The following is a 13,146-nucleotide window of genomic DNA, read 5'->3' as shown; positions in this document are numbered from 1 at the left end:
CGATGCTGAACGACGCCGACGTTGATTCCCTGCTGGCGGGCCGCCATGCCGATCCTTTCGGCCGGCTGGGCCTGCACGCGGATGACAACGGTCGGCTCTGGGTGCGCGCGCTGCTGCCCGGCGCCGCGGAAGTCGCGCTGCTGGATGCCAGCAGCAAGAAGCACATCGTCGACCTGGAGGAGCGCCGCGGCGGCTTCTTCGAGGCGCAGGTGCCACGTCGCAAGCACCGCTTCGACTACCGCCTGGCCGTGCGCTGGACCGGGGGCGGCGAGGGCGTCTATGCCGACCCCTACAACTTCTACCCCCAGCTCGGCGACGACGAGCTCAAGGCCTTTGCCGAAGGCCGCAACTTCCGGCCCTGGCTGAGCCTGGGTGCGCATGTCGTGCAGTACGGCGACGTCAGCGGCGTGCGCTTCGCGGTCTGGGCACCCAATGCGAAGCGCGTCAGCGTCGTCGGCAACTTCAACAACTGGGACGGCCGGCGCCACCCGATGCGGCTGCGCCACCTGGCCGGCGTGTGGGAGATCTTCGTGCCCCACGCCATCGAAGGCGATCTCTACAAGTTCGAGATCGTCAACGGCAACGGCGCGCTGCTGCCGCTCAAGGCCGACCCCTATGCCCGCCGCGCCCAGTTGCGGCCGGAGACGGCCAGCGTCGTCGCGGCCCTGCCCGAGCCGACGCCGCTGCCGCGCCAGCGTGAGCGCGCCAACCGGCGCGAGTCGCCCATCAGCGTCTACGAGGTGCACGCCGCCTCCTGGCGCCGCGGCGTGGCCGGTGACTTCCCGACCTGGGACGAACTCGCCGAGCACCTGCCCGCCTACGTGGTCGACATGGGCTTCACGCATGTGCAACTCATGCCCGTCAGCGAGCATCCCTTCGACGGCTCCTGGGGCTACCAGACGCTGGGCATGTACGCCCCCAGTGCGCGCTTCGGCCCGCCCGAGGGCTTCGCCCGCTTCGTCAAGGCTTGCCATGAGCAGGGCCTCGGCCTGTTGCTGGACTGGGTGCCCGCCCACTTCCCCGCCGATGCCCATGGCCTGGCAGAGTTCGACGGCACGCGCCTTTACGAGTACGCCGACCCCAAGGAAGGCTTCCACCGCGACTGGAACACGCTGATCTACAACTTCGCCCGCACCGAGGTGCGCGAGTTCCTGATCGGCAGCGCGACCTACTGGATCGAGCGCTGGGGCGTCGACGGCCTGCGCGTGGACGCGGTGGCCAGCATGCTCTACCGCGACTACTCGCGGCCCGCCGGCGAATGGATTCCCAACATCCGTGGCGGCCGCGAGAACCTCGAGGCCATCTCGATGCTGCGCGAGATGAACGAGCATGTCGGCGAGATCGAGGGCGCCATCAGCGTGGCCGAGGAGAGCACCAGCTTCCCCGGCGTCTCGGCGCCCACCTACGCGGGCGGCCTGGGCTTCCACTACAAGTGGAACATGGGCTGGATGAACGACACCTTGCGCTACATGGCCGAGGACCCGATCAACCGCCGCTGGCATCACGACAAGATGACCTTCGGCCTGATCTATGCGTTCAGCGAGAACTTCATGCTGCCCATCTCGCACGACGAGGTCGTGCACGGCAAGGGCTCCATGCTGGCCAAGATGCCCGGCGACGACTGGCAGAAGTTCGCCAACCTGCGCGCCTACTACGGCTTCATGTGGGGCCACCCCGGCAAGAAGCTGCTTTTCATGGGCCAGGAGTTCGCCCAGCGCCAGGAGTGGAACCATGCCGAGAGCCTGCCCTGGGGCCTGCTGGAAGACGACCGCCATGCCGGCGTGCAGCGCCTGGTGCGCGACCTCAACAAGCTCTACCGCGACCACACGGCCCTGCACCGGCTGGATTGCGAGCAGGGCGGTTTCGAGTGGATCAGTGCCCATGACGCCGAGCATTCCATCTACGCCTGGGTGCGCCGCGACGGCACGGGCCGCATGGTCGTCGTCGTCTGCAACATGACGCCTGTGCCGCGCGAGGGCTATTCGCTGGGCGTGCCCGACGGCGTGACCGCCTGGCGCGAGGCCCTCAACACCGATTCGGCCTACTACGGCGGCAGCAACATGGGCAACGGCGTCGCCGCGGCGGGCCTGCCCGTGCAGGCGATGCCGGCGCATGGCAAGCGCCTGTCCATCACGATCAACCTGCCGCCGCTGGCTACATTGTTCTTCGTTCCGATCTGAAGTAATGAAGCCCCCACGCTCACTCTGTTCGCTGCCCCCCGAGGGGGCGCCAACGCCCTCGGGGCGGCCCAGCGGGCGCTGAGTCCATGGCTCATCTGCCTGATCTGCAACCCGGCTGGCACGAGCCGTTGGGAGCGCTCGCCCGTGACGGCGGCGTCAACTTCGCCTTCGCGAGCGAGCACGCGACGCGCATCGAGCTCTGCGTCTTCGACGGCGAAGGCCAGCGCGAGCTGCGCCGCTACGCGCTGGACGGCCCGCACGACGGCGTGTTCCATGGCTTCCTGCCCGGCGTTGGCCCCGGCCTGGTCTACGGCCTGCGCGCCCACGGTCCCTATGTGCCCGAACAGGGCCACCGCTTCAACCCGCACAAGCTGCTGCTGGACCCGTACGCGCGCGAGATCGTCGGCCACTTCGGCTGGCGGGCCGAGCACCACGGCTACGAGCTGGGCCACCCGGACGGCCCGCGCTCGCTGGATGCGCGCGACAACGCGACGCAGGCGCTGAAGGCGCGTGTCGCGCCACCACCCGTGAATCACGCGCGTGCCCACCAGCCGCGCCGCGCGCCGGCCGACGTCGTGCTCTACGAGGCCCATGTCAAAGGCTTCTCCAAGCTGCTGCCCGGCATGCCCGAGGAACTGCGCGGCACCTATGCCGGCCTGGCCCACCCCGCATCCATCGCTCATTTCAAGCGCCTGGGCGTGACGACGCTGTCGCTGCTGCCGGTGCACTATTGCATCGACGAGCCCCACCTCGCTGAGCGCGGCCTGCACAACTACTGGGGCTACAACACGCTGGGCTTCTTCTGCCCGGACCCGCGTTGGGCGAATGCGGCTCACCGCAACGACCCGACCGCCGTGACGGCCGAGTTCCGCCAGATGGTGGGCGCCCTGCACGAGGCCGGCCTGGAGGTGGTGCTGGACGTCGTCTACAACCACACGCCCGAGGGCAACGAGTTCGGCCCGACGCTGAGCTTGCGTGGCCTGGACAACGCCACCTGGTACCGGCTCGTCGCGGATGACAAGAGCCGCAATGAGAACCTGACCGGCTGCGGCAATACCGTCAACTGTGCCCACCCGCGCGTGACGCAGTTCGTGCTGGACTCGCTGCGCTACTGGGTCGCCGAGATGGGCGTCGACGGCTTCCGCTTTGACCTGGCGCCGGTGCTGGGCCGCACGAACCAGGGCTATGACCCGAATGCCGCCTTCTTCACCGCGCTGCGCCAGGACCCGTTGCTGGCCGGCGTGCACCTGATCGCCGAGCCCTGGGACGCGGCCTACGACGGCTACCAGGTCGGCCGCTTCCCCGGCCGCTTCCTGGAGTGGAACGACAAGTTCCGCGATGCCGTGCGCGGCTATTGGCTCGGCGCCGGACCGGGCGTCGGGCGCGGAGAGCTGGCGCGGCGCTTCATGGCCTCGAGTGATGTCTTTCACCATGGGCAGCGGCTGCCCACCGCCTCCGTCAACTTCGTGGCCGTTCATGACGGCTTCACGCTGGCAGACCTGACGAGCTATTCCACCAAGCACAACCACGCCAATGGCGAAGAGAACCGTGATGGCCGCGACGGCGAGCTCTGCGCCAACTTCGGTGCCGAAGGCCCGACCGAGGACGCCGCCATCAACGCCACCCGCGAACGCGTTCGCCGCGCTTTGCTGGCCACGCTGCTGCTGGCGCAAGGCACGCCGATGCTGTGCGCCGGTGACGAGATCGGCAATGGCCAGGGCGGCAACAACAACGCGTATTGCCAGGACAACGGCATCACCTGGCTGAACTGGGACCAGGCTGAAGGCCGCACGACCGAGCTCGTCGCGCAACTGCTGACCCTGCGCGCGAGCGAGCCGCTGCTGCGCCACCCGCGCTGGTTTGCCAGTGGCCCGGGAGACGCCAGCATTGCCTGGTACGCGCCCAGCGGCCACGAGATGAGTCCGCACGACTGGCACGACGCCGGCCAGCGCGCTTTCGGCGCCCAGCTGCGCGAAGCGGATGCCGGCGCACCGCGGCTGATGATCGTCTTCAACCCCGACCCGGCGCCGCTGCCCTTCCTGCTTTGCAACGGGCCCTGGCAGCTCGTGCTCGACAGCAGCGGCGAATCGGCCGCGCCCCTCGTTCTTCCCGGCCAGCCGCTCAATGTGCCGGCCCGTTCCCTCGTCGTACTGCGCCACGCATGAACCTGAACCAACGCTCCTCGGGTGTGCTGCTGCACATCACCTCGCTGCCCGGCCCCCATGGCATGGGCGACTTCGGCCCCGACGCTTATCGTTTCGTCGACTGGTTGCAGTCCGCCGGCCAGTCCGTCTGGCAGTTGCTGCCGACGACGCCCATCGGCCCCGGCGACAGCCCCTACCAGGGCGTGTCGGCCTTCGCCGGCAGCCAGTGGATGGTGGCGCTGGAACCGCTGGTCGCCAAGGGCTGGCTGACCCAGCCGAGCGTCCCGGCCTTCAACGGCGGCCTAATCAACTATGGCGAGGTCACGCCCTGGCGCGAGCAGCAGCTGCGCGCGGCCGCCAAGGGCTTCTTCGCCAACGCGGCCGACGTCGACCGCATCGCCTTCGCCAAGTGGTGTCTGGAAGCGCAGAGCTGGCTGGACGACTACGTCCTCTTCATGGCCATCCGCTCGCCGCTGAATGGCCAGCCGTGGTGGGAGTGGAGCGAAGGCCTGAAGAAGCGTGAGTCCGCGGCACTGGCGGCGGCGCGCAAGGACTACGCCGACGAGATCGCCTTCTGGCAATTCGTGCAGTGGCAGTTCGATGTGCAGGCCGGAGCGCTCAAGAGCTACGCCAACGAGCGCGGCGTCCACATCATGGGCGACCTGCCCATCTTTGTCGCCCACGACAGCGCCGACTGCTGGTCGCGCCCCGACCTTTACGAGCTGGACGACAACTTCCAGACCACGGTGGTGGCCGGCGTGCCGCCCGATGACCTCGGCCCGCTCGGCCAGCGCTGGGGCAACCCGCTCTATCGGTGGGACAAGATGGCCGACGAGAACTACGCCTGGTGGACGGCGCGCATCCAGCGCGCGCTGACGCAGGCCGACGTCTTTCGCATCGACCATTTCCGCGGCTTTGCCGGCTACTACGAGATTCCCGCCAGCAGCCCCGACGCCACGCAGGGCCAGTGGCTGACCGGCCCGGGCATGGCCCTCTTCGACGCCATCAGACAAGCCCTGGGCCCGCTGCCCATCGTGGCGGAGGACCTGGGCTTCATCACCGATGACGTGCACGCGCTGCGCGATGGTTGCGGCTTCCCCGGCATGAAGATCCTGCAGTTCGCCTTCGGCGCTACAGCGCAGCACGAATTCCTGCCGCATATGTGGCCCAGGGCCTCGGTGGCCTACACCGGCACGCATGACAACGACACCGTGCGCGGCTGGTGGGACCAGGCCAAGCCTCGCGAGCGCGCCTTTGCCGGCTCTTACCTCGCCTGCGGCGACCACGACGTGCACTGGGCCATGATCCGCGCTTGCGCGAATTCGGTGGCCAACATGGCCGTGTATCCGCTGCAGGACGTGCTTGGCCTGGGCAGCGCCCACCGCATGAACGTGCCCGGCGTGCTGGGCGGCAACTGGGGCTGGCGCTTCCATTGGGGCATGCTGGGCAGCGAGCCGGCCCGTGTGCTCGGACTCATCACCGCCGCCTCGGGCCGCGGGCCTTTCGAGCTGTTGCGTCTGCCCTGAGCGGCTCTCCCCCGCGAACCGGGGGCGGTTTTGCCCCCCTAACATCGCTGTTTTGGTCAGAGCGGTCCCCCTAGAAAGCTATCGCTCGATAGCATCCCCCTAGTTTTTCGCGGGGCCTTTGCTCCGGTCGGTTTTCAGGGGAAGTTCAATCATGCAAATCAAGACAATCGTCGCCGCAGCAGCCCTGCTGGTTTCTGGTCTGGCCAGCGCCACCACGACGTTCAACGGTGGCGCCTACTCGGTCACCTACGACGAAACCACGACGAGCTTTGGTTCGATCAGCAGCTGGTTCGGTGGCGGTGGCGGTTTGGTCGGCTTCTCATGGTCGGTTGATCCGTCCGTGAATGTCACCAGCATTGGCGGCGCTCCTGCTTCGGCCACCTTCGCTGTTCCCGACTTCACGATCTGGGTCAACCCAGGCTACGCGCTGAGCGGCGCGCTCACGTCCAGCCTCGGCAATATCGTCTATTTCCAGAGCGGCGTTGGCGCGACGACGTCGATCACGGCGACGGGCAGCATGTCGATTGACGGAGGCCCGGTTGTTGCATTGCCGGCTGGCGCCCTGACCCAGACCCCGAGCTCGCCGTCCCTCGGCTTTTTCTCGGGCTCCACCAGCGTCCCGCTCGGAGGTTTCAGCAGCTTCGCAGTGACTGGCGCCTCGATCACGCTGAACGCCATGGGCGGCAGCTTCGCTGCCATCGGCGCCCAGCCGCAGAACAAGCTGACGTTCGAGTTCACCGCCGTCCCCGTGCCGGAACCCGAGACCTACGCGCTGCTGCTCGCCGGCCTGGGCATGGTCGGCCTGCTGGCTCGTCGCCGCCAAATGCGCTGATCGGCTCTTGCCGAACGCAACAAGGGCTCCGCAAGGAGCCCTTTTCCGTTCAGCGCGAGACTTCCAGGATCAGCGGGCTGCGCGCCGCCACCGTCAGCGTGGCGCCGAGGCTGAACTCCCGGTCACCGAGGACGTCGCGGGCACGGTCACCCGCGGCCACGCGCTCGCTGAAGCGGGACAGCGCCAGATTCACCGGCTCGGCGCTCTTGTTCAGCACGACCATGACGGTGCGGTCGGCTTCGTAGCGGAAGAAGACATGGCAGCCGTCCAGCGGTGCGTACTGCATCAGCGCGCCGTCGTGGATGGTGGTGGCGCCCTTGCGCCAGTTGAAGAGGCGGCGCGTCCAGTCCTGCATCTCACGCTGCTCGGCCGTCAGGCCCGCGCCGGTGAAGGCGTTGACGGTGTCGCCGGGCCAGCCGCCGGGCATGTCGGCGCGCACGCGGCCGTCGTCGCGCTCCACGGGGCTCTCGAGCAGGATCTCGCTGCCGTAGAACAGCTGCGGAATGCGCCGCGTGGTAGCGAGGTAGGCCAGCGCGATCTTGGTCAGGCCGACATCGCGCTTGAGCAGCGAAAACAGGCGCGGCGTGTCGTGGTTGCCGTCGAACAGCACGAGGTTGGCCGGGTCGGGGTAGACGAAGTCATGCGCCAGGCCCTCGTAGAGCTTGGTCAGGCCGGTGTGGGCGCCGTCGTCCTCGGTCAGTGCGGCCAGCAGATTGCCCTGCAGCGGGAAGTCCATCAGGCTGGGTGCGTATGACACATAGCCGTCGTGGTTCTTCTTGCCGCGCTGCCAGTAGGACACGACGGCCGGGTGCGGGCTCCATTCCTCGCCGACGATGTTCAGGCGCGGGTACTCCTGCATGACGCGGGCCGACCAGCGGGTCAGGAAGTCGCGGTCGGAGTAGGAGTAGGTGTCGGTGCGGATGCCTGACAGGCCGAAGCGCTCGACCCACCACAGCGTCATCTGCGTCAGATAGGTGGCCAGCTCGGGCCGGCGCTGGTTCAGGTCGGGCATGCCGGGAACAAACCAGCCATCGGTGAAGCGCAGGCGGTCGCTCGGCGACGCGTAAGGGTCCTGCAGCGTCATGCGCGCGTGGTGGGTTTCGGTGTATCCGGCTGGCCATTGGTTGACCCAGTCCGGCGCCGGCAGGTCGGCCATCCACCAGTGGCCGCTGCCGATGTGGTTGAGCACGATGTCCTGGATTACGCCGACGCCCTGGGCCCGAGCCTCGGTGGCGAAGGCGCCGAAGTCGTCGTTCGTGCCGAAGCGCGGATCGATCTTGTAGAAGTCCGTCGCCGCATAGCCGTGATAGCTGTACCTGGCGCTGTTGTTCTCGACCAGCGGCGTCGGCCAGACCTGGGTGAACCCGAGCCCGGCGATATAGCCCAGGTGCTGGCGCATGCCGGCCAGGTCGCCGCCGTGGCGGCCGCCGGGGTCGTCGCGGTGGATGCCTTCCTTCATGTCGGCGGGCTTGCCGCTGCCGCCCTGGGCGAAGCGGTCCGGCACGACGAGATAGATGGCGTCCCTGGGGCCAAAGCCCTGGCGCTGCGCCGAGCCCGGCGCGCGGGCCAGCAGCGGGTAGCGCAGCGTCGTGCCGGCCACGTTCAGCAGCAGTTCGCCCGGCTTGGCGTCGGGGCTCACGTCGAGGTCGATGAAGAGGTAGTTGGCGCTGGTGGCGCGGTGGCTGCCCTTCAACCTCACGCCGGGGTAGGGCGCCAGCGTCGGCTGGGCGCCGGCAATGCCGCTGCCATGCAGCATCAGTTGCAGGGAGGTGTCGCGCATGCCGACCCACCAGTTGGGCGGTTCGACATGCTGCAGGCCGGCGGCCATCGTGTTCAGGCTCATCAACAGGGCGGTGGTCAGGGTGATCAGGGACTTCATGGCGCTTGCAAGCTGTAGATGCGCACCGAAAGCGGCTGCAGCGTGGCGGAGATGGCGCCCTTGGGATAGAGCGCCCGGGCATGCGCCGTCAGTTCGATGGTGGCCGGTGTGTCGCCGTAGTTGATGGCAACGAGGGCACGCTCCTTGCCCTGCACGCGCTGGAAGCTCCAGACGGCGCCGTCGACGCGGTCGGACTCGTAGCGGCCCAATGTCAGTGCCGGCGACGCGCGGCGCAGCGCGATCAGCTCACGGTAGAAGTTGAACAGCGAGCCGGCGTCGCGCTGCTGGCTTTCGGCGTTATGGGCACTGCGGTTCAGGGCCAGCGGGCGGAAGGGCTGGGGGTTGGTCGTGAAACCACCTGCCGCGGTCCAGCTCATCGGCGAACGCAGCGGATCGTCACCCTTGCCGTCGATGCCAGCATGGCCGATCTCCTCGCCGTAGTAGACGAAGGGCGTGCCGGGCAGCAGCAGATAGCTCGCCGCGGCGAGCCGGTAGCGGGCTTCGTCGCCGTGCAGTTGGTCCCACACGCGTTGGCCGGTGAAGATGTCGTGGTTGTGCAGGAAGGTCGCCATCGTCGGCGACATGCTGCGGTAGTAGTCGGCCACCTTCTGCACCGCCGCAACCTCGCCCTTGGCAGCCTTGATGATTTCGTAGTTCTGGTTGAAGGCGAAGGCGCCGCCGCACAGCTCCGGCTTGCCATAGGCGATGGGCTCGGCCGTGGCCTCGCAGACGACGTAGCGGCCGGGGTAGCTCTTGATGAGGTCCTGGAAGCGCTTGGTCAGCACGCGGCTTTCGGGCTGGTCGTTCCAGTCCTTGGCGTTGTTCTCGATGAGGTGAGGCACGGCATCCAGCCGGTAGCCGTCCAGGCCGCGGTTGAGCCAGAAGCGCAGCGAGTCCTCGTGGTACTGCACCACGGCCGGGTTGCGCATGTTGAAGTCGGGCATCTGCGGGCCGAAGGTGCCGAAGAACACGTCCGGCGCACCAGGCTTCGGCGCGGGCAGGTCCTTCAGTTCGCCGGGCCAGTCCCACGGCTTGGTGGCGGCGTCGTACCAGGGATATTTGCCCCAGATGTCCCAGCCGGGGCCCGGCGCGGTATTCCAGACGAACCAGCTGCGCCAGGGGCTATTGCGGTCGGCCACGGCCTCTTGGAAGGGCGGGAATTGCCAGGACGCGTGGTTGATGACGTAGTCCATGACGATGGCGATGCCGCGCTTGTGCGCCTCGCGGATCAGCTCGTCGAAGTCGGCCAGCGTGCCGTACTGCGGTTCGATGGCGCGGAAGTCGGTCGTGGCGTAGCCGTGATCGTGATCGGAGCTGGCGGTGATGGGCATCAGCCACAGGCCGCTGACGCCGAGCTTCTTCAGGTAGTCCAGTCGCCGGGTCAGGCCTTTCAGGTCGCCGATGCCGTCGCCATTGCTGTCCTGGTAGCCGCGCACGAAGACTTCCATGAAGACGCCGTGCTGCCAGTTCGCGGGCAGGGCGCTGGCGCGCGGCTGGGGCGGTACCGGCCGTGTGTCGATCTGGGCTTGTGCCGTGGCCGCTGCGGCCAGTGCGAGGGTGAGCAGCAGTTGCTTTTGCATGGTGTTCAGCAGGTGGCGGTGTGGACGAGAAAACTTGTCCATGAGGCAGTCATGTAATCAAACTACTTATCAATCTGATACCGAGCATAGCGACGACATTGGGTGATTCGCTAGCGGGATTTCGATGAATGTAGTTTTGCTACTATTCAAAAACAACAAGGAGACCTTCATGCCATCTCGCCCCCTGCTGTGCTGCATGGCGCTGGGCCTGACGCTGATTGCCGGTGCAGCGTGCGCCAGCGATCTGGACGATTGCAATGCCGAAGTGCCGATCCCCGCACCTGCTGCGCGGCCGGYAGCCGAGGCCTATTGGCTGGATGCGCGGACCGTGCAGTGGCCGGGGCTGAAGCTGCAGGGCGGCGACCGCGTACGCCTGTATCACGCCCGGGCGGCGGGGCTGAAGGCGCCGGCTGGCGACAGGGTCACTGGTGCCGATGGCGCGGTCGAACTCGTGCTCGCCACGGCGGCGCTGCCGGCGCGATTCCGTTTCATCGGTGAGGGGCCGCGCTTCGCCATTGCGGGCGGCGCGGATGCCGCGGCCCTGCTGCGTGAGCAGTTGATGCTGGTGCACGAAGCTGCCGACGGCCGGGTCATCGGCGCGACGGGCCTGCAATTGCCCGGCGCCCTGGACGACCTCTATGCCGCGGCCGAGCGCGTGACGGATTTTGGCGCCCATCCCGCCAAGGCGCAGACGCGCTTTGCCGTCTGGGCCCCGACGGCCCAGCGCGTGCTGCTGTGTCGCCATGCCGGACCCGAGTCGCCCGCGGTGGCGGTCGATGCGATGCGTCTCGATGCCGCCATCGGTGTCTGGCGCGCCGAGCTGCCCGGCGACCTGAGCGGCCAGTCTTATCGTTACCTCGTCGACGTCGTCACGCCCACGCACGGTCGCGTACGCAACCTCGTCACCGACCCCTATTCGGTTGCGCTGACGGCCGACTCGCGGCTCAGCGTCGTCGCCGACCTTGCTGCCCCCGCGCTCAAGCCGCGTGGCTGGGACGCCTCGCCGCGCCCGACACGCGTGAGGCTCGCCACCGACCAGGTCATCTACGAACTGCATGTGCGCGACTTCTCGGTCAGCGACACGACTGTGCGGCCCGAATGGCGCGGCAAATACCTGGCTTTCACGCAAGGTGAGTCCAACGGCATGAAGCACCTCAAGGCGCTTTCCAAGGCCGGCCTGACCGACGTGCACCTGCTGCCGGTCTTCGACCTCGCCAGCGTGCCGGAGCGCGGCTGTATGACGCCGACGGTGCCCGACGCGCCCGCCGACGGCGAGGCCCAGCAGGCCGCCGTCATGGCCGTGGCGGCCGGCGACTGCTTCAACTGGGGCTACGACCCCTGGCACTTCAATGCGCCCGAGGGGAGCTATGCGACCGATCCGCTGAAACGAGTCGTCGAGTTCCGGCGGATGGTCATGGCCCTGCACGGGGCGGGGCTGCGGGTCGGCATGGACATGGTCTACAACCACATGTCGGCCGCCGGCCAGGCCCGCAAGTCGGTGCTGGACCGCCTCGTGCCCGGCTACTACCAGCGGCTCAACGCCAAGGGCGAGATCGAGCGCTCGACCTGCTGCGACAACACGGCCACCGAGCACCGCATGATGGCCAAGCTGATGATCGACTCGGCGGCGCTGTGGGTGCGCGATTACAAGATCGACTCGATGCGCTTCGACCTGATGGGCCACCAGCCGCGCGAGGCGATGGAGAGGCTGCAAAAGCGTGTCAATGCCGAAGCCGGCCGGCCGGTGCAACTGCTGGGCGAGGGCTGGAACTTCGGCGAGGTGGGCAACGGCGCACGCTTTGTGCAGGCCTCGCAGCTGAGCCTGAACGGCAGCGGCATCGGCTCGTTCAGCGACCGCGGCCGGGATGCCGCACGAGGTGGCAGCGCAGGCGAGGGCGGCGACGACAGCGTGCGCAACCAGGGCTGGCTCAATGGCCTGGTGTACGCGCCCAATGCCTTGTCGAACGCGAAGCCGGAAGAGCTGCTGGCCGCCGCCGACATGATCCGTGTCGGCCTGGCCGGCTCGCTGCGCGGCTATGAGCTGACGACCTGGCGTGGCGAGACCAAGCGCCTCGATGCCATCCTCTACGGCGGCGACCAGCCGGCCGGCTTCGCGTCCGAGCCGGGCGAGGTCGTCAACTACGTAGAGAACCACGACAACCAGACGCTGTTCGACGTCAACACGTTGAAGCTGCCGCTGGCGACCAGCCGCGCGGACCGCGCCCGCGTGCAGATGCTGGGCGCTGCGGTGGTGGCTTTCAGCCAGGGCATTGCCTACTTCCATGCCGGCCAGGACATCCTGCGCAGCAAGAGCATGAACCGCAACAGCTACGACAGCGGCGACTGGTTCAACCGGCTGGACTGGAGCTACAAGAGCAACCACTTCGGCACCGGCCTGCCGCCCAGGCAGGACAACTTCGGCAAGGACGGCCGCGACTGGGCGCTGGCCCGCGAGCGGCTGACCGATGGGGCCATTTCCCCCGGCCCGGCCGAGATCGCCTGGGCCCGCGACGTCTTTCGCGACCTGCTGCAGATCCGCGCCAGCACGCCGCTGCTGCGGTTGAGCAGCGCCGCCGAGATCAAGAAGCGGTTGAGCTTCCCCGGCAGCGGCCCAAGCCAGAACCCGGTGCTGGTGGCGACGCGAATCGACGGAAAGGGCCTGCCGGGCGCTGGCTTCAAAGCCGTGATGACGCTGATCAACGTCGCGCCGACGGCGCAGACGCTGAACCTCCCCGAGGAGGCCTCTGCCGTCTGGCGCCTGCACCCGGCGCAGCGCCATTCACAGGCGGCGGATCGGCGCGTGGCGCGCGAGGCCAAGGCGGTTCGCGGTGTCTTCGATGTGCCGGCCCGCAGTGCGGCCGTGTTCGTGCTGGATTGAGGGCGCCGTTGGCGGGATTTGCAGCGGCGCGAACAAGCAACGATATTCCGCCAACGGCTTCCGGTGAGACGCGACGACACGCTGGTGCGCGGGCTTGCCGGTTGAGGATTCAAGGAATGGGTCAACA

General features: G+C 68.0%; 7 protein-coding genes. 5 read left to right on the top strand and 2 right to left on the bottom strand.

What is annotated here, in order from left to right; genetic code table 11:
* Positions 1–2: 2 nt before the first annotated feature.
* The 4 genes from glgB (at position 3) to AC1DW0_RS11280 (ending at position 6,682) form a co-directional block, all read left to right on the top strand.
* Complete coding sequence (gene glgB / locus AC1DW0_RS11295) at positions 3–2,180, top strand: 1,4-alpha-glucan branching protein GlgB (protein ID WP_457352935.1); 2,178 nt, start codon at positions 3–5, stop codon at positions 2,178–2,180.
* Between the two features lie 86 nt (positions 2,181–2,266).
* Positions 2,267–4,345 carry a glycogen debranching protein GlgX gene (gene glgX / locus AC1DW0_RS11290; RefSeq protein ID WP_457352933.1) on the top strand — a complete coding sequence of 693 codons (2,079 nt, stop codon included), beginning with the start codon at positions 2,267–2,269 and terminating at the stop codon, positions 4,343–4,345.
* The gene (gene malQ, locus AC1DW0_RS11285) at positions 4,342–5,850 is read left to right on the top strand and encodes a 4-alpha-glucanotransferase (protein WP_056201826.1); all 1,509 of its coding nucleotides are present in this window, start codon (positions 4,342–4,344) and stop codon (positions 5,848–5,850) included. The genes glgX and malQ overlap by 4 nt, the downstream gene beginning before the upstream one ends.
* Before the next feature lie 151 nt (positions 5,851–6,001).
* On the top strand, positions 6,002–6,682 hold the full coding sequence (locus tag AC1DW0_RS11280) for a PEP-CTERM sorting domain-containing protein (RefSeq protein ID WP_477945874.1): 681 nt from the start codon (positions 6,002–6,004) through the stop codon (positions 6,680–6,682).
* Between the two features lie 49 nt (positions 6,683–6,731).
* Here the strand turns inward: AC1DW0_RS11280 and AC1DW0_RS11275 are convergent, their stop codons facing one another.
* Together AC1DW0_RS11275 and AC1DW0_RS11270 are read right to left on the bottom strand one after the other, a co-directional pair.
* The gene (locus tag AC1DW0_RS11275; protein ID WP_056201830.1) at positions 6,732–8,561 is read right to left on the bottom strand and encodes a glycoside hydrolase family 13 protein; all 1,830 of its coding nucleotides are present in this window, start codon (positions 8,559–8,561) and stop codon (positions 6,732–6,734) included.
* The gene (locus AC1DW0_RS11270) at positions 8,558–10,183 is read right to left on the bottom strand and encodes an alpha-amylase family glycosyl hydrolase (protein WP_056201832.1); all 1,626 of its coding nucleotides are present in this window, start codon (positions 10,181–10,183) and stop codon (positions 8,558–8,560) included. Before AC1DW0_RS11270 ends, AC1DW0_RS11275 begins: the two co-directional genes overlap by 4 nt.
* A 127-nt stretch (positions 10,184–10,310) precedes the next feature.
* On the opposite strand from AC1DW0_RS11270, the gene pulA reads away from it, so the two are divergent.
* Positions 10,311–13,019, top strand: a complete 2,709-nt coding sequence (pulA, locus tag AC1DW0_RS11265; protein WP_477945871.1) for a pullulanase-type alpha-1,6-glucosidase — start codon at positions 10,311–10,313, stop codon at positions 13,017–13,019.
* Positions 13,020–13,146 lie beyond the last annotated feature (127 nt).

It is taken from the genome of Roseateles sp. P4_D2, from assembly GCF_056401875.1.
Note: the sequence above shows the minus strand (reverse complement) of the source record. Positions and strands in the feature narration are given on the sequence as shown.

Excerpts from the sequence above, each read along its gene's own strand:
- glgB (WP_457352935.1), top strand. The coding sequence starts at position 3 with ATGCTGAACGACGCCGACGTTGATTCCCTGCTGGCGGGCCGCCATGCC.
- glgX (WP_457352933.1), top strand. The coding sequence starts at position 2,267 with ATGGCTCATCTGCCTGATCTGCAACCCGGCTGGCACGAGCCGTTGGGA.
- malQ (WP_056201826.1), top strand. The coding sequence starts at position 4,342 with ATGAACCTGAACCAACGCTCCTCGGGTGTGCTGCTGCACATCACCTCG.
- AC1DW0_RS11280 (WP_477945874.1), top strand. The coding sequence starts at position 6,002 with ATGCAAATCAAGACAATCGTCGCCGCAGCAGCCCTGCTGGTTTCTGGT.
- AC1DW0_RS11275 (WP_056201830.1), bottom strand. The coding sequence starts at position 8,561 with ATGAAGTCCCTGATCACCCTGACCACCGCCCTGTTGATGAGCCTGAAC.
- AC1DW0_RS11270 (WP_056201832.1), bottom strand. The coding sequence starts at position 10,183 with ATGGACAAGTTTTCTCGTCCACACCGCCACCTGCTGAACACCATGCAA.